The following is a 17,052-nucleotide window of genomic DNA, read 5'->3' as shown; positions in this document are numbered from 1 at the left end:
CTCCTTTTCTTATTCTGAGTCTTTTGGTGTTTCTGTAGTTTCTTTCTTAGGTTTGTGGTCCTTGTGGTGGTGACGAGGACGATCGCCATGACGATGACCCTTTTCACCTTTTTCTTCTGAATGTTCAGGTTTCGGTGGACGTGGCAAGAGTGCCTTCATAGAAGCATCTACACGACCTTTTTCATCAATCTTGATAATCTTAACATCCACTTCATCGCCAATGGCTACCAAGTCTTCGACACGGTTAGTGCGAGTCCAAGCCATTTCAGAGATATGAACGAGGGCATCAGTCTTGTCAAAGAGGTTGACAAAGGCACCAAATTTTTCGATACGCACAACTTTGGCATGGTAGACTTCATCCACTTTCGCTTCACGAACCAAACCAGCAATGATTTCTTTAGCGCGGTTAATGGCAGCTTGGTCACTAGAGTAGATAGATACGTTACCCTCTTCGTCGATATCAATCTTAACGCCTGTTTCAGCGATGATCTTATCAATCGTTTCTCCACCCTTACCGATAACAATCTTAATCTTGTCCACATCAATCTTGATGGTATCAATTTTCGGAGCAGTTGGAGCCAATTCTGGACGAACTTCTGGAATGGTTGCTTCAATCACGTCAAGGATTTCAAAACGAGCTTTCTTGGCTTGGGCAAGAGCTTCAGTCAAGATTTCTGCAGTAATCCCTTGGATCTTGATATCCATCTGAAGGGCTGTAATCCCGTCACGAGTACCCGCAACCTTGAAGTCCATGTCTCCAAAGTGGTCTTCCAAACCTTGGATATCTGTCAATACTGTGTAGTTGTTTCCATCTGAGATGAGGCCCATGGCAATACCTGCTACTGGAGCCTTGATTGGCACACCACCAGCCATAAGGGCAAGTGTTCCCGCACAGATAGATGCTTGAGATGAAGAACCATTTGATTCCAAGACTTCTGCTACCAAACGAATCGCATATGGGAATTCTTCTAAGCTTGGCAATACTTGAGCAAGAGCACGCTCGCCGAGAGCACCGTGACCAATTTCACGACGACCAGGCGCACCGTAACGACCAGTTTCCCCAACAGAGTATTGTGGGAAGTTATAGTGGTGCATAAAGCGTTTCTTGTACTCTGGATCCAAACCATCGATGATTTGAGTTTCACCCATTGGCGCCAAGGTCAAGACAGAAAGAGCTTGCGTTTGTCCACGAGTAAAGAGACCTGAACCGTGCACACGAGGAAGGAAATCAACAACAGCATCCAAAGGACGGATTTCATCGACCTTACGGCCGTCAGGACGAACCTTGTCTTCTGTGATCAAACGGCGCACTTCTGCATGTTCCATTTGTTCCAAGATTTCAGCCACATCACGCATGATACGGTCAAATTCTTCGTGGTCTGCATATTTTTCTTCATAAACTGCTGTGACTTGGTCTTTCACTGCTTGAGTCGCAGCTTCACGAGCCAATTTTTCTTCTACTTGAACAGCTTTTTGAAGGTCGCTGTTGTAGGCTGCGATGATTTCAGCTTGCAAGTCAGCATCCACATGAAGCAATTCTACTTCTGCTTTTTCTTTACCGACTGCCGCAACGATTTCTTCTTGGAAGGCAATCAATTCTTTAACAGCTTCGTGCCCTTTGAGAAGAGCTTCCAACATGATTTCTTCTGACAATTCTTTGGCACCAGACTCTACCATGTTGATAGCGTGCTTGGTACCAGCTACTGTCAATTCAAGAAGAGAGCGCTCTGCTTGTTCTTGCGTTGGGTTGATGATGATTTGGCCATCGATATAACCCACTTGTACCCCAGCAATTGGTCCGTCAAATGGAATGTCTGAGATAGACAAAGCCAATGATGAACCGAACATCGCTGCCATTGGTGCAGATGCATTTTCATCGTAAGAAAGGACTGTGTTGATAACTTGTACTTCATTACGGAAACCTTCCGCAAACATTGGACGGATTGGACGGTCAATCAAACGCGCTGTCAAGGTCGCATCTGTTGAAGGACGTCCTTCACGTTTCATAAAGCCACCAGGAAATTTCCCAGCCGCATACATTTTTTCTTCATAGTTGACTTGAAGTGGGAAGAAATCCCCAGTCGCCATCTTCTTAGACATAACGGCAGCAGTCAAGACAGTTGACTCACCGTAACGCACGACAACAGAGCCATTTGCTTGCTTAGCAACTTGACCAGTCTCTACGATCAACTCACGACCCGCAAAAGTCGTTTGAAACACATGTTTTGTCATTTTAATCCCCTTTGGATTGATAATATTATACGCCTTGCCTACAAAGATCAAGATACTAAGGACGTCAAAAGCAAAGTAAAAATAGGAAACTGGTGAAGTCTTCGATGAAGACAAGACAGCTTATCTTTTTTACACAGCTTTTCGGCCGGGTTCAATTACTCAAGATATTTTGGACGGTTCAGCTTGCCGAACATTTCTGTAGAAAAATAGGAAGGTGACGCTCCACTCGATGAGTGCAAGGAAGCTTATCTTTTTTCCTAAGAAATGAGGCCAAAATTCAATTACTCAAGATACTAAGCCGTTAAGCAACTCAAAAGGAAATCTATCTTTTTCACTAGGGATTTAGCCCGTGTTCAACTCCGAAAATACTTTAGATTTGATTCTTTAACTTACATCTCTTTGACATAAGATTAAGACTGCTTAAATATCGTTTATACCCTCATCTTTGTATCAAGTACGTACAGAGTCTATTTTATCATATTTTTCTTAAAAAGTGCTGGCTTTTCTATTAAAAAGGAACCATTCCTCCATGAAAAGAAGAATGGTTTGCTTTTTATTATCCTAAAGACTGATGATTGAACAAGGCATGAGTTGCTTGATGGATGTATTGGGCAGTTTCTGCATTGTTCATAGTGTAGAGATGAACACCTGCAACGTCCTGAGTTACCAAGTCCACGATTTGGTCCACGGCATAGGCAAGTCCTGCTGCTCTGAGTGACTCAGGGTCATTCTCATACTTGTCTAAGATGGCTTTAAACTTACGTGGGAGATGGATATTCTCACAAGTCTTCAAAAGACGAAGAGCTTGGTTACGGTTGAGGATTGGCATGATACCCGCATGAATAGGCACATCAATTCCAGCCAAGGTACACTTGTCTTGGAAATCATAGAAGCGCTCATTGTCAAAGAAGAGTTGCGTTACTAGACTAGAGCATCCTGCATCCACTTTTTTCTTAAGATTTTGGATATCTGAGATTTGGTTTGGCGAATCAGGATGCCCCTCAGGATAACAAGCTCCTATAATTTCAAAATGTGGGGCTTGGTCCTTGATGAACTCAATCAAGTCAGTGGCATAACGAAAATCTTTTTGTGGCTCCACATCCGGAATAATATCTCCACGAAGAGCCAATATTTTCTGAACCCCAACCTTATCCAAATCTGCAATAGTCTCAGCCACCTTATCCTTAGTTAGATAGATAGCTGGCAAGTGAGCAATGGTTGGAATCTCCAAGTCATTTTGGATATAGTCTGCCAAACGAACCGTCGTCTCTTTGATATTAAATTTATTATTGCTGGCAGTCACACTGATAAAGTGTGGGGCCAAGTCCTGCATATCTTTCAGGGCCGCAATAATTTTGTCATTGCCTACTGCTGGGTTTGGAGGGAAAACTTCAAATGAGAGGGACGGTGTTTGACGTGACATAATATATAAACCTTTTTCTAGTTGATTTCTTACTGATCAACCATGTATGGAGAAATGTCTTTTCTTACAATTTCTCACGCGCAGCTTTGGCAGCTTCTACAAGGCGGATCAAGCTTTCTTTCGTTTCTGGAATACCACGTGTTTTCAAACCACAGTCAGGGTTGATCCAAACTTTTCTGCTTGGAACTTTAGCAAGGATTGCTTCGATTGTGTGGTCGATTTCGCCTTCGTTAGGCACACGAGGTGAGTGGATATCATAAACCCCAGGTCCAACTTCTGTTTGGAAGTTTTTCGCTTTGAGTTCGTCCAAGATTTCAAGGTTTGAACGGCTAGCTTCAAATGAGATAACGTCTGCATCCAAGTTGTCGATAGCTGGGATGATATCTGTAAATTCTGAGTAACACATGTGAGTGTGGATTTGTGTGTCTGGTGCTACTGTTGAGTGTACCAAACGGAAGGCTGGAATAGCCCAGTCAAGGTAGTCTTCGTACCAGTCGCTACGACGAAGTGGCAATTTCTCACGAAGAGCAGCCTCGTCGATTTGGATGATTTTCACGCCTGCAGCTTCAAGGTCAAGAACTTCATCCTTGATAGCAAGAGCGATTTGAAGAGTAGAATCCTTGATAGAGATGTCTTCACGTGGGAATGACCAGTTAAGGATGGTAACAGGTCCAGTCAACATACCTTTAACAGGTTTGTCAGTACGGCTTTGTGCATAGCTAGACCATTTCACAGTGATAGGGTTGAGACGAGTCACATCACCCCAGATGATTGGTGGTTTAACCCCACGCATACCGTATGATTGTACCCAACCGTTTTTAGAGAAGAGGTAACCTGACAAGTTTTGACCGAAGTACTCAACCATGTCGTTACGCTCGAATTCACCGTGTACAAGCACGTCAAATCCAACTTCTTCTTGCCATTTGATCCATTCGTCGATCGTTTCAGCAAGGAAGGCATCGTATTCTTCTTGTGACAATTCACCCTTACGGAAGGCCAAACGTTTAGCACGAACTTCCTTAGTTTGAGGGAATGAACCGATCGTTGTTGTTGGAAGAGCTGGAAGTTTGAATGCTTCTTCTTGGATTGCTTCACGTTCTGCAAAGGCTGGCAAACGAGTGTAGTCTGCGTCAGTCAATCCAGCGATACGCGCACGAAGTTCAGCATTTTCACCAACACGTTCAGTCGCAAAGAGTTCTTTGTTAGCTGCAAGAGCTTCTGCTCCTTGATCGCTGCGGATAGCATCCAAGTCACGGATTTCATCCAATTTTTCAACTGCAAAAGCAAAGTGGTTCAAGATAGCTGGTTCAAAGTCTTCATTAGCAGTTGTAAATGGCACATGAAGAAGTGAGCATGAGCTTGTCAAAACGATGTTTTCAGCTGGGATTTGCTCAAGAACAGCCAAGCTCTTTTCGTAGTTGTTACGCCAGATGTTCTTACCATTGACAATACCTGCATAAAGAGTCTTGTCAGCTGGGAATCCACCTTTAACTAGTTCAAGAGTTTTCTTACCTTCAACGAAGTCAAGACCGATCGCATCTACTGGCAATTTCACAAGGTCAGCGTAAACGTCACGAACGTCACCGAAGTATGTTTGAAGCAAGACTTCAAGACCTTTTTTGTCAGCCAAGAGTTTGTTGTAGAGGTTCAAGAAGAGGGCTTTTTCTTCTTCTGTCAAGTCTTTGACAAGAGCAGCTTCGTCGAGTTGGATACGAGTTGCACCAAGTTCAGCCAATTTCGCAAAAACATCTTGGTAAGCAGCTACTAAGCTATCTACGAAGTCTTCTGCTTTCACACCTTCTTCAAAGTCTGACAATTGAAGGAAAGTGAATGGTCCTACAAGGACAGGACGAGTGTTAAGACCAAGTTCTTTAGCTTCTTGGAACTCATCAAAGATTTTGTGTCCAGCCAATTTTACTTGAGTGTCTTTTTCAAATTTTGGAACGATGTAGTGGTAGTTAGTGTTGAACCATTTCTTCATCGGAAGGGCACGAACATCCCCTTTTTCTCCTTGGTAACCACGTCCCAAAGCAAAGTAACGTTCAAGATCAGACAAGTCCAAGTTTTGTACTGAAGCAGGAACTACGTTGAAAAGGAAAGCAGCATCTAAGAAGTTGTCATAGTGAGAAAAGTCATTCGATGGGATTTCAGTGATGCCTTTTTCTTTGACGATGTTCCAGTGTTTTGCACGCAATTCTTTAGCCGCAGCCAAGAGTTCTTCTTCTGAGATTTCTTTTCTAAAGTATTTTTCAGTTGTAAATTTTAATTCGCGGAATTCACCCAAACGAGGGAAACCGATAATTGTAGTTGACATGTTTTGTCCTCCAAAAATTGTTGTTGAAACTATCTTAACAGAAAAGAAAGCGTCTGTATAATTGTAAAAAATTAGGATTTGATATAGTTTGAAACTATATCTCTGTTTTAGACAAAAGAAAAAGACTTGAGACACATGCCTCAAATCCTTTGTATAGCTTGTTTTTGGCTGTATTTTAGTTGAAATACTCAAACGCGTTATTAGTAATTCTTATAAGTGACTATGACTTGTTATTAGAAAAGACTATAGGTTGGTTTTCTTTTGTAATTCTGATATTTCCCTGATAAAGTGCGGACGGGAAGTAAAATTATCCAGTGGGCGATTTTAGCAAACCAAGTCATTTCTTCCCTATCAACCTTTTTTCTGTTCAAGTGGGACGACTGCTAGTGTCTTGCCTAAACTGGCAAGAACTTTTAAGACCGTATCCAACTGAGGGCTGGTCTTTCCTGTTTCCATCCTAGCTATGACAGGTTGGCTTACTCCACTGAGTTCCTCTAGCTTTTTCTGACTGATACCTTGCTCATGTCTAGCTTCGATCAACTCACTCATGATAGCTACTCGCATATCACTTTCAAGAATTTCTTCCTTGGTAAAAAGCTCTGAACGAACATCCTTCCAGTTACTCCCAATGGCACTATTTTTCATCACTTAACCCTCTTTCTTTTAATTCCTTCAGTTCACGCTTGGCTTTTTAAAATTATAACTTAAAAGTTATTAAAAGTAAATCCAAATACTTACAAAAAGAAGACCTTAGAATCATTCTAAAGGTCTCATTTTTATTATTCGAAAAAATTACGAAAAGAGTTCTAAATTAGAGTTAATCCTGACTCTTACTCCAGCTCTATCCCCTTGTCACGGAGATTTGCCAGACACTCCTCATAGTAGCTAGCATCATGTTCGCTATAGATTGGACTTTTCAGCTTTTCCTCTGCTAAGTCTTGATAAGGAGGGCAGGTCTTGCCACGGTAGTTCTTGTCCAGCCACTCTGGACTGACATTGTAGCCACGGCTAGCCATCTCCTCCATGATCAAGAAATGATAGGCATAGAGACGATAGGGAGAATGGGTAAAGACATAGTCCACCGTCGCATGCTTTCTGCCCCAGCCATTGCCACGCAGGGCGCAGCACTCTCGATGTTGTCCCAAGAGCTGAGGGCGGGGAAGTTGTGGTATCAAAGCTTCATGCCAAAGTCTCATGGGAGTCTCCTTTCAGCAAGGTCGAATGTTGCAGATAAGTATTTGGGTAACGCTCAAGCAAATCTCTAGTCCTAGCAATCAAGTCTTGCTTAGAAGCTTGACCAAAACGATAGCGATCCAGCAAGAGCATATAGTCTTTACGCTCGTCAAGGCTGGCTTGCTTTTTAAAATAGCCCCAAATATGCTGAAAAGCATTGCAAACCTGACCCCTGTGTTCTGGAATCTGGCAGGCACGGTCAATCATCTCTTGAACCTGACTCAGCTCCACCACTTCTTGCTTGAGATACTGGCGAATATCCTTGTAAATATTGCTAGAATGACTCAAAACAAGGTATTTATTTTCCGCCCAGAGTTGCTGACAAAGGGCACGTTGGTTGTTGTTATTCATAATTGACATTATACCATGTTTACTCTAAGAACTTCGCCATTTTTACATCGTAAGCGTTTTGAAGATTGAGCCAAGTTTTCATCGAAATATTTGTAAACTTCTCTAACTTCTGAGCGATCTCATTGCTAATCGATTCCTCACCTTTCACTAATTGGCTAATTGTCTTTGATGATGCCCCCAATTTCTCCGCAAATTCTTTCTGGGTCATGTTATAATCTTCAATTAACTCTCCAATATATTGACCTGGATGAAAAGCAATCAGGTCTTTGTATTCAACAATTGTACTACTCATAGTGATTGCTGACCTCCTCTATTTTTAGTATTTCGATTTCAACGGGACTTGGAAACACCTTTTTAAGATCCTCCTCCCGAAATTCTACAATCAACCGATAGGAACTCTTTCGGCCATCTATATCTAAAGCAAACTGTCCTTGTCTCTTTCCCTTAAGTTGGTAGGAGTGATATTGAGAAGAAAAAATTACAATTTATAAAATTACAACTAGTTCTTCTTACAATTCATATCTTTTACTCATTGTAGTACCTATAAATTAGTTTTAGTCGTTTTTCAGACTCCTGTAAAATTTCTTTGTCAAATTCTATACCTGTGGAATCTATGCTTTGAACATATGGTTCTATCCATTCGACATCATCAAAATCAAAACCATATCTCAGAAGCCATATCTTTTTATCCGAATCGGTACCATATTTAATTAATTTAACTAATTTTTCGGCTCTTAGATCTCCCGTTTTTTCAAAGTATTTATGGAAAAGAGCTACAAATATATCTTCTAATCTAAAATTTAGAATTTTATCTAAATAGTCATAAGTATCAAAAACAATTAAATCATAGTTAACATCACTCGCTTTGGTTCCTTGAGGAAAAAGAGGAAATGCAGACAAACTCTTATTTGGAATATCACTACAAGGCATCACAAATTGAGAATCTAATTCACTATTATCAACTGATGGATTTTCTCTTTCTGTTTTTCGACTCACATATGCATACCTATAGAAACAAATATCTTTGAAGGATTTCCCAAATATCCTCCAGATCATTATTTGAACGCTAGTATCAATTACAGATTTTTCGCCATTGGATAATATTCTTCCGATATGTAACTCATAAACTTTCTCAAATTCATTAGATAATTTTCTATTATCGATTTGCTTTAATTCTGTAAAATCGTTACCTATAAATAAACATTCAATAATATTATGAGCTAGACTTAAACTATCATCTGTAGACAATACCTCAATCTGTTTTGGCGTTAAATTATACTCATCTGAAAAACTGCCGTCATTAATTGATTTTCTAAATTCTTCCAAATCGCTCAAGTTGCCTGAAAGAGTATCATCCAATAATGATTTACTTCTTAATTTACTCGGACTATGCATTATTTTTCGAAAAGCTGATATATTAGAATGTCTGATAATTACCGTTCCATAATCAAACTTCTTATCTAATGTACTTCGACCTGCTCGTCCAATAATATTTTTTATAGCTAACGGCTTTGATTCCGTAAAATGATTCAAATAAACTAAATCAAAAGGCATATTTATCCCTTGTTCTAAAGTAGATGTAGCAAAACAAATTTTACAAAAACCTGATTTAGTAAACTTTTCAATTAAACTTCTAACTCTTAAAGGCATAGAACCGTGATGAGTCACAACTCCTATTTTAAGAAATTTAATTACTTCAGAATATCTATCTTCATTTATATCATCACTACCACCAATGATATCAGCTATTTCAGCTATAATTTTCAACGCCTCTGGATCAGATAATACTTCACAAAAACGAAGATACTTTTCAAATTCTTTAAAAATTTTACGACTAAGTATACTAGTTTTCGTACAAAATACTAGTACACTTCCATTCTCACTTAGAACAATTTCAATTGGGTCATAATCACATTTCACTCTACTTTTACCCATAATATTCTTATCAATCCCAAAGTGATAAAAGCTATTATCTTTATCTAGAGAATAAAATATTTGTCCAACATTTTTTATGTTAAAATTTCTTGCATTTGATTGTTCTTGTTCAAAATTATTCTTTTCAAACTGTGCATTAGGATTTTCAATAAATGGATGAGCAAATATAAACTTTGTTCCTGGAAAACTACGTTTTGCTCGTCTAATAATACTATCAAAATATAAACCACGAGCACTTTTTTCATCACCTAATTGAGCTTCATCAAACAAAAAAAAGTCCACATCAAAATCATTTTTGAATTTAAATAAATCTTTACATCTTTCAGGAGTTAAAATAAAAATATTTCTTGTTGCATGTTTAGTATTTATTTTATCAACGAAGGTTAAAAGATTTATATCAGAGGAAGTAAACTGCTCGTTTAATAATTCAAAGTATTCATTAATCAATGCTCTTGATGGCACTACTATTACCACATCTTTATCACTTTCCTCAATTAATTTTCTAAAAACGAATGATTTTCCAGTACTTGTAGGTGCAGAAAAACTGAAATATTTATTACTATGAGTTTCATCGACAATTTTTGATTGAACAGGAGTATATTTTATGTTGTATTCCTCTTCAATATGCCTTTGATACATACCAAAAACAACTTCTAAGAGTGATTCCGTACTTAAATTTTTAAAGTGCAGGCCCATAAATTTTAAAATTTGATGTTCATACAGTTTGAATAGTTCTGGATTAAATATTTTTATATAACATAAAATTTCTAAATCTGTAGTAGAAGTGGGGCCGTTTTTATATATCGATTCAATCGTTAACTTCAAAATCTCTTCGACATTTTCGTTCGATATAATTTTTTTTATTATATTTTCCATTAAACGTTCACCGCGATTAAAATTATTTCCCTATGATGCTTTATTTTATTAAAATGATCGTTATTTAAAATATTATCAATTAAAGTTTCTGACTTAATACTTGTAGCAGAAAAAGCACATGCAAAAGCTTTATTATTTTGAGTATGATTATTCAAGGATAAATCAGAAACAAATTTATCTATGTCATTTAAATCAGAAGTATCTCTTTCTTCCATAATAAATCGTTCTATTTGCTCCAATGCTCTGCCATATCCATTACTATTCGAAACATATTTGGCCTCACCAAATACAATAAATTGAGATAACGTTTCAGAAAAAAAATCAAATCCATGATTACCTGAAATCTTCTGTTTAAACAATTCAGCTAAAGGTATATCACGATATTCTAATTCTTTAACAATTGCTAGTCTAGATAATTCTGATACTACTGTTTCTCCTATATCAGTAGTAACTTTATCTTGTGCAAAATTATTTAAATTATTTGATAAGTGCTCAGCAGTTTTACTAGCCCTAATTTTAAAAGATTTTTTTATATATTCTTTGTCAAAAGTCTCAATCCAAGAAAGATTGTTTAGTGAACAAATAATATCATTAATTGTAACCTTTAAATCACTGGGTTCTATTCTAATAAAAATCACGTTTGGAAGGGAATATCCTTTGTCTGATATCTTAAAGCATTCAATTACATCCCCCATAAAAAAATCCTCTCTATACTGTGACTCTACTCCACCTTCACCTGCCCATTCATCAGCATTGGCAAGAGCCAATCTCTAAGTTGGGTGAGTTCTTGGTTTTGTCCTTGTAAACACTTGATTTGTGCAAAATAAGGCTCTGAAATTTCTTGAAAATTATTTTTGATTTCTTTATTTGGTAGAATAATTCTAATTCCCGAAAAATCTTCTTTATTCATATTAGCAAAAGTATTTCCAGTCTTTGCACTCGCATTAGCATTTTCAAAATAATTTTTCAACGCAAAATAAAGATAATATCGATTGGTTTCATCCTCAAAAACAATTGAATTTATTTGTTGATTTGTATGAGACCATTCAGTCGTAAATCCAATTTCACCCACTGTCGCAATACAAGAAACACATAAGCTACCTTCAGGTAAATACTTATTCTGTTGTACGCTTGCTCCTAAATCAGTCAATGATTCTGAAGTGCTATAAATAAAAGTATTTCCTCGTATATCTCCAATTGTTATAAAAGGAATTTCACCTCCAAAATTATCACTATTTGCCCTAGAAGGTGTTTTTCCAGTAATAATTTTCGATTCAAAGTCTCTAAGATTCTCCACTCCCCACCCCTCTGGGATTTCGCGTTTGAGTTCTGGGTGATAGACCATCTTTCCGCCTGATGATTTGTAGGGTTTGCCATTCTGGTCTGGGAAATCAAACTGAATAAACCAGTAGTCATAGAGAGAATTGGCCATAGCTTCCAACTCTTGGTTGATTTGGTTGTTGGTTTGGATTTTATCATCAATTGCTGAGAGAATATTTGCAATTTTTCTTTGTTCTTCTAAATCTGGAATCAAAAAATCTGAGATTTTCAAAGCATTTTCATTTACTCTTTTTCGACCTGAAGTTCCTTCCATCAGACTAATCGCTTGTTTTCTGAACTCTGGGCTAATTGATAGATAGTACAAAAACCGCTCATCAATATTTTCTTTAGCTCTTAAAACAATAAATTCCGTGGACCCAAAGCCTATTTCATCCTCTTGAAGACAATTGACGAATGCTGTTTTCCCATTTTCTAAACATGGGGTAATTTTTGCTAAAAGGGTATCACCATTTCTAAACTTAGTTCCACCCCTAAATTCACCATAATCAATTTTTACAACATCTCTCTGAAATTCTTTAATGTTTGCCATCGGTATGTTGGGAGCAATATCCCCTTTTTTTAGAGTTTCCGTTGGTTTTAAAAAAGCAATTTCTTGTAGTTGTTTTTTTCTCCACTCACTCATACTTCAACCCCTTCATTTGCTCTTCAATCTCCTTCTCCAATGCATGCGATTGCTGGAAGAGGTTTGAAAGTTTATCTTGAAAGGCGGTCATCTTTGCTTCAAATTCTTCTACTGTGATATCTACATAGTCGATCTTGATGTCAAAGTATTGGCCTGCGCTGAGAGAATAGTTTTTTTCCTTGATATCCTCATAAGAGACGGTGACAGAAAAGTCCTCGACGGCTTCCTTCTTGATAAAGGTCTCGACGATCTTCTGCTCTTCCTCAGGAGACAGCACGGTCTTTTGGTTCTTGCCTTCCTTGACCTTGGTTCCTAGGTTTGAGGCATCGATGAGGACGACATCACCCTTGTTTTTCTTATCGATAAAGAGGATGGAGACGTTGGTACCTGTCGTTGCAAATATATTGGACGGCATAGAGACAACACCTGCCAGCATTTGATTATCCACCAAGTGTTGACGGATGGTCTTGTCAATCCCTGACTGGGCTGTGATAAATCCTGTCGGTAAGACAACGGCTGCCTGACCATCTGGCTTCAAGGAGTAGATGATATGCTGAACAAAGAGCTCGTAAATCGCCATCTTGTCCTTAGACTTAGCTGGAACCTTTGGCACTCCTGCAAAGAAACGATCACTGGCTTCTGGCAAGATCTCCACTTGGTCACGCCACTCTGAAAAGTCCAGCTTGAAAGGAGGGTTAGACACGATATAGTCCATCTTTTCAGGATGACGGTTAGCGATGATAGTATTTCCCTGTACGATATTATGAATGGAGTGTTGCAGTCCGTTCAAGATGAGATTGAGACGGAGGAGATTAGACGATTTTTGCGAGATATCCTGACTATAGACAGTGGTCTTATCCACACCGATACGACTAGCCAAGTTCATCAGCAAGGTTCCCGAACCAGCAGATGGGTCATAGATACGCACGTTTGATGGCTGGTCATTTCCTACCAAGATATCAGCGATAATCTTAGCCACAGAGTGAGGTGTGTAGTACTCAGCGTACTTACCACCACCGTCTTTGTTGTAGTCCTTGATCATATACTCAAAGAGAGTAGAGAAAAAGTCGAAGCCTTGTGAAAAAATGGTCTCATCAAACTTGACGCGTGCAAGGAGATTGATGATAGCTTTTGCCACCTCGTTACGCTTACTGCTATCTGAGATGGTATCTGTAATCAAACGCTCGTCAAAGAGACGAATGGCCGTATCTCCGTCCGTATGCACAGAGAAGATATCGTTATTGTCAATAGCTATCTGATTAAGAGTCTTTTCAAAACTCTCGTAGAAAGTCGCTTCATTTTGCTGACGGTGTAGGGTTTCGATCAACTGGTCTGGCTTGAGCCAAGCTGTGCTGGTACCGATATCCTCCAAGAGCCAGTCGTAGTCTTCCTCACTCATAGCCAACAAATTTTCATAGGTGCTGGACTCATCTAGGACCTTGGCTTGATACAAAAACTTGTCATTTAAAAATTTGTAGAGGAAGGACTGGGTAAGGAGTTTGTACTCACCCGCTTCTCCTCCTAGTCCCGCGTGGGTAAAGACAGCTTTCAAATCATCTACCAAGCCTTGGACTTGGACTTTGTATGTTTCATTCATTAGTGTTGGTATTCCTCTTCATATCCTTCAAATAGTGACTCGACGATATAATTAAAATCCTCTCTTGTCAAACTACTTGCAGATTGGTTGGTTTTCATTTCAATCCGAGCTTCTTCTCGAATCATCTTCTTGAGAAAGTCCTCGTTATCGAGCACTCCTTGATTTTGACCGATTTTACGGTCTAGTCTAACTTTAGAACCCTTGATAACATGGTAGATAGCAGGAAACTCACTGACCGTGGTTGAGTTGGTCACGTGCTTGTAGGAACGAGCTGCCATCTCATCTCCGTTAAAGTTCATGGTTAAGCGTCTCATACGAGTATGATAGTCCTCCACGGACTTAAAGAGTTCTTCATAGTCTTTTTGGGTTTCTTTGATATTCTCCATGGTGAAGCCTTCTTGGCCATGGATCAGGTGTTTTTTCATGATGCGCTGGAATTCTTCGTAGAGAGAGACCCACTCAGGATCCTTTTCATCACGTTGTTTTTTAATGCCACTTGCAACTCGACGTTTCAAATCTTCCAAGTCATTGGCTGCTAGACGGAGTTCTTCCTCTGCAATCTTGACAAAGCTAAAGCTAGTCTCAGACATGGCAAGATTTAAGAGAGTCCTACTGGAGAAATCGTCTGGTTTATCGATCAGAGACAGTGTCAGCATCCTTCTAGAGAGGACATTGAGCAGGGTTGCAATCTGGGCAATGTCAATCTGCTGGAACAGGTGTTGGTAGCCAAGGAGACGGGCGATATTGTAGTACTGCTTGATAGACTCCAAGGCCTTACGAAGATCGATTAACTGCTTCTTATCCTTGATATCATTGATAGCTTGGGAGAAGTATTCTAGATTGTCCGTTGGATAGTCGATGAGGATATGCTCGGTCTTGCTCAACTCTTGAGAAATCTCATCTGCTGACACAAAGAGCGAGCCAAAAACATCCTCACCATTTTCCCCAGTCAGGGTCGAATCATACTCTTGGTTGAGCTCTTCCAGATAGGCACGATTGGTCTTGTCAAACTCCTTGGAAATATCTGCAAAGTCAATGACATAGCCAAAGAGGTAGTCCTTGTAAGGACGATTAACACGGGTTAGTGTTTGCAAAAGATTGTGAGCCTTGATCTTGCGCCCTAGATAGAGTCGTTTGAGACGAGGCGCATCAAAACCTGTCAGGAGCATGGAGTAGACAATGATAAGGTCAATCTTGCCTTCCTTGTAGGCGTCTACCTTGTCCTTCTTCTCTTCCTTGTCTCCCTCGTCATGGAGGATAAGAGCCGAAGTCAACTTGGTTGAGCCGGCTTGACGACGTTCTTCCAATTGCTTTTCAAGCTCACGCGCCTGCTTGGACGAATCACAGACAATCATGCCACCAATAGTCTGGTCATCAAATACCAAATCACGAGCACGATTGAAGTCCTCGATGATAAAGTCTAGCATAGGCTCCACATAGTGAGGATGGGCAAAGATATCTTCCTTGGACAGGTCACCTCGTTGGATCTCTTCGTTGATGGATCTGAGATTGTCCCTATAGGAGGTCTCGATATCCTCTCGCATCAGGCGTAGGGTAAAGCCATCATCGATAGACTGGTTGTAGTAATATTTATGGATATAGTCCCCAAAGATATCACGCGTGGTCGCATGACTTTCCTTGGTCTTGCCATCTTTCTTATAGGTGATGAGGGGCGTTCCTGTCAAGGCAATCTTAATTGCCTTGGTATCTGCCTGATAGAGATTTGGCAGGTAGGAACCTCGTTCATTGTAAGAACGGTGGGCTTCATCGATAAAGTAGACATTTTGACGATTGAGGTCATAACCAGAGCGGTCTGTCAGATCTGAATCATCCTTAAACTTCTGGATATTAACCACAGCGACATCATAGCCGTCTTGTTTTTGATTGAGTTCTTGTGGGTTATTGATGCGCTTAACCTTGAGGCCTCGTTTGGTGAATTCCTTAAAGGCCTGGTCTGCCAAGTCCAAACGATCGACGACAAAGTAAAACTGAGGAACGATTCCCTCTTTTGAGAAATAGTTGGTTAGATAGCGGATATTAAAGAAAGCCAAGGCAGTCTTACCTGAACCTTGGGTATGCCAGATAACCCCTTTCTTGACACCTTTTGCAATTGTTTCTTCGATAGCACGTGTCGCAAAATACTGAGGATAGCGCATGACGTGCTTCTGCAACTGCATCTGACCGTCCTTGCTTTCTTCTTCGACATAGACCAGACCAAAACGAAGCATAAAGAGCAAGCGTTCCTTCTGATACAAAGAAGACAAGAAGGCATTGCAAGGTGTATCAGGATTTAGGTTTGTTGTAAATTCTGGCTGAGATTTGAGGGCAAAGCGCTTCATGTCTTCTAGGACAAAGTCGATTTGGTCCTCGGTTAGCGTGGCAAGGGAATGAAGAAAATCTTCTTCTCTTTCTTCCTTGAAAGCATTAAATTTGGTTTTTGAATAGGCGTTTGAACCGTAATAAGAACCCTGTTTTTGCTGACCTTGTCCACTGATATACGCTAAGTTATCAGATAAGGATATCAACTGGGTGATATTGTTAAAACGACGGAACTTACGGTTTTCAAAACGGTATCTGGTTCTGTCCTGCTCTGACTGAATTCCAGTCTTGCCATCACGAATTGCATTGGGCTGTTTCACTTCGATATAAGAAAGAGGCAGACCATTGACAAAAATAACGATATCCGGACGAAATTCATCCTGACCATTTTGGCAAGTAACTTCAAGAGCCAGATGGAAGGTATTGGCTTCAGGATTCTCCCAATCAATATAGGTCGTGCTTGTTTCTCCACTGATTTGTTTGTAAAAAGCCCGTCCCAAATCATTTTGGTCCAACTCTAGTTTGATGTTAGCAAGTTCTCTCTCAAAGTCATCCTCAGTCAAGTAGTTGTTAAATTTTAAAAATTGCTCCTTAAAAACAGATACGAGGATATTGGTATCTGGATCTCTTTCTGCAATCTCCTTCCCATTGCGAGGAAGATATGTATAGCCCATACGCATGAGATGCAGAGCTGCTGGGATTTGGACCCTGGTTAATTCAGAAAAATCTTTTCTTTTTACCATAAAAACTTCCTTTTGCTAGTCTGAACTGTCTATTTGTACTAACAATATCTTTCAGACTATCTCTCC

General features: G+C 39.6%; 11 protein-coding genes and 2 pseudogenes. All 13 read right to left on the bottom strand.

Features of this window, described 5'->3' with window-relative positions; genetic code table 11:
• Positions 1-9 precede the first annotated feature (9 nt).
• The 13 genes and pseudogenes from pnp to QM917_RS02060 all read right to left on the bottom strand — a co-directional run bounded on the left by pnp (position 10) and on the right by QM917_RS02060 (position 16,986).
• Positions 10-2,232 carry a polyribonucleotide nucleotidyltransferase gene (gene pnp, locus QM917_RS02120; protein ID WP_414284606.1) on the bottom strand — a complete coding sequence of 741 codons (2,223 nt, stop codon included), beginning with the start codon at positions 2,230-2,232 and terminating at the stop codon, positions 10-12.
• Positions 2,233-2,788: 556 nt separating this feature from the next.
• Entirely contained in the window at positions 2,789-3,655 is an 867-nt protein-coding gene (metF, locus tag QM917_RS02115; RefSeq protein WP_414284602.1) for a methylenetetrahydrofolate reductase [NAD(P)H], read from the bottom strand.
• 64 nt (positions 3,656-3,719) lie between these two features.
• Positions 3,720-5,969, bottom strand: a complete 2,250-nt coding sequence (gene metE / locus QM917_RS02110) for a 5-methyltetrahydropteroyltriglutamate--homocysteine S-methyltransferase (RefSeq protein ID WP_414284600.1) — start codon at positions 5,967-5,969, stop codon at positions 3,720-3,722.
• A 351-nt stretch (positions 5,970-6,320) separates the two neighbouring features.
• On the bottom strand, positions 6,321-6,614 hold the full coding sequence (locus tag QM917_RS02105) for a helix-turn-helix domain-containing protein (RefSeq protein ID WP_185776784.1): 294 nt from the start codon (positions 6,612-6,614) through the stop codon (positions 6,321-6,323).
• Between the two features lie 185 nt (positions 6,615-6,799).
• Positions 6,800-7,165, bottom strand: a complete 366-nt coding sequence (locus QM917_RS02100; RefSeq protein WP_414284598.1) for a TIGR02328 family protein — start codon at positions 7,163-7,165, stop codon at positions 6,800-6,802.
• Entirely contained in the window at positions 7,149-7,553 is a 405-nt protein-coding gene (locus tag QM917_RS02095; RefSeq protein ID WP_414284646.1) for a YbgA family protein, read from the bottom strand. The genes QM917_RS02100 and QM917_RS02095 overlap by 17 nt, the downstream gene beginning before the upstream one ends.
• Positions 7,554-7,575: 22 nt before the next feature.
• Positions 7,576-7,845 (bottom strand): annotated as a pseudogene (locus tag QM917_RS02090) (HigA family addiction module antitoxin); the annotation flags it as partial.
• Positions 7,838-8,020, bottom strand: a pseudogene (locus QM917_RS02085) (addiction module toxin RelE); the annotation flags it as partial. The pseudogenes QM917_RS02090 and QM917_RS02085, both read right to left, overlap by 8 nt.
• 58 nt (positions 8,021-8,078) lie before the next feature.
• Positions 8,079-10,364 carry a DEAD/DEAH box helicase gene (locus QM917_RS02080; protein ID WP_414284596.1) on the bottom strand — a complete coding sequence of 762 codons (2,286 nt, stop codon included), beginning with the start codon at positions 10,362-10,364 and terminating at the stop codon, positions 8,079-8,081.
• A complete protein-coding gene (locus tag QM917_RS02075; protein WP_414284594.1) occupies positions 10,364-11,131 on the bottom strand; it encodes a hypothetical protein in 768 nt (255 codons plus the stop codon). The genes QM917_RS02080 and QM917_RS02075 overlap by 1 nt, the downstream gene beginning before the upstream one ends.
• Positions 11,086-12,327, bottom strand: a complete 1,242-nt coding sequence (locus QM917_RS02070) for a restriction endonuclease subunit S (RefSeq protein WP_414284593.1) — start codon at positions 12,325-12,327, stop codon at positions 11,086-11,088. Before QM917_RS02070 ends, QM917_RS02075 begins: the two co-directional genes overlap by 46 nt.
• Positions 12,320-13,924: an HsdM family class I SAM-dependent methyltransferase gene (locus tag QM917_RS02065; protein WP_414284591.1), complete on the bottom strand. Its 1,605-nt coding sequence runs from the start codon at positions 13,922-13,924 to the stop codon at positions 12,320-12,322. The genes QM917_RS02070 and QM917_RS02065 overlap by 8 nt, the downstream gene beginning before the upstream one ends.
• Positions 13,924-16,986 (bottom strand): type I restriction endonuclease subunit R, encoded by a 3,063-nt coding sequence (locus tag QM917_RS02060; RefSeq protein ID WP_414284589.1) that lies wholly within the window; start codon positions 16,984-16,986, stop codon positions 13,924-13,926. Before QM917_RS02060 ends, QM917_RS02065 begins: the two co-directional genes overlap by 1 nt.
• Positions 16,987-17,052 lie beyond the last annotated feature (66 nt).

Origin of the sequence: Streptococcus infantis, from assembly GCF_047460685.1 — a bacterium.
Classification (GTDB): Bacteria; Bacillota; Bacilli; order Lactobacillales; family Streptococcaceae; genus Streptococcus; species Streptococcus infantis_AD.
Note: the sequence above shows the minus strand (reverse complement) of the source record. Positions and strands in the feature narration are given on the sequence as shown.

Coding starts and splice junctions, on each gene's coding strand:
- QM917_RS02060 (WP_414284589.1), bottom strand. CDS start 16,986: ATGGTAAAAAGAAAAGATTTTTCTGAATTAACCAGGGTCCAAATCCCA.
- pnp (WP_414284606.1), bottom strand. CDS start 2,232: ATGACAAAACATGTGTTTCAAACGACTTTTGCGGGTCGTGAGTTGATC.
- QM917_RS02070 (WP_414284593.1), bottom strand. CDS start 12,327: ATGAGTGAGTGGAGAAAAAAACAACTACAAGAAATTGCTTTTTTAAAA.
- QM917_RS02100 (WP_414284598.1), bottom strand. CDS start 7,165: ATGAGACTTTGGCATGAAGCTTTGATACCACAACTTCCCCGCCCTCAG.
- metF (WP_414284602.1), bottom strand. CDS start 3,655: ATGTCACGTCAAACACCGTCCCTCTCATTTGAAGTTTTCCCTCCAAAC.
- QM917_RS02080 (WP_414284596.1), bottom strand. CDS start 10,364: ATGGAAAATATAATAAAAAAAATTATATCGAACGAAAATGTCGAAGAG.
- QM917_RS02065 (WP_414284591.1), bottom strand. CDS start 13,924: ATGAATGAAACATACAAAGTCCAAGTCCAAGGCTTGGTAGATGATTTG.
- QM917_RS02105 (WP_185776784.1), bottom strand. CDS start 6,614: ATGAAAAATAGTGCCATTGGGAGTAACTGGAAGGATGTTCGTTCAGAG.
- metE (WP_414284600.1), bottom strand. CDS start 5,969: ATGTCAACTACAATTATCGGTTTCCCTCGTTTGGGTGAATTCCGCGAA.
- QM917_RS02095 (WP_414284646.1), bottom strand. CDS start 7,553: ATGAATAACAACAACCAACGTGCCCTTTGTCAGCAACTCTGGGCGGAA.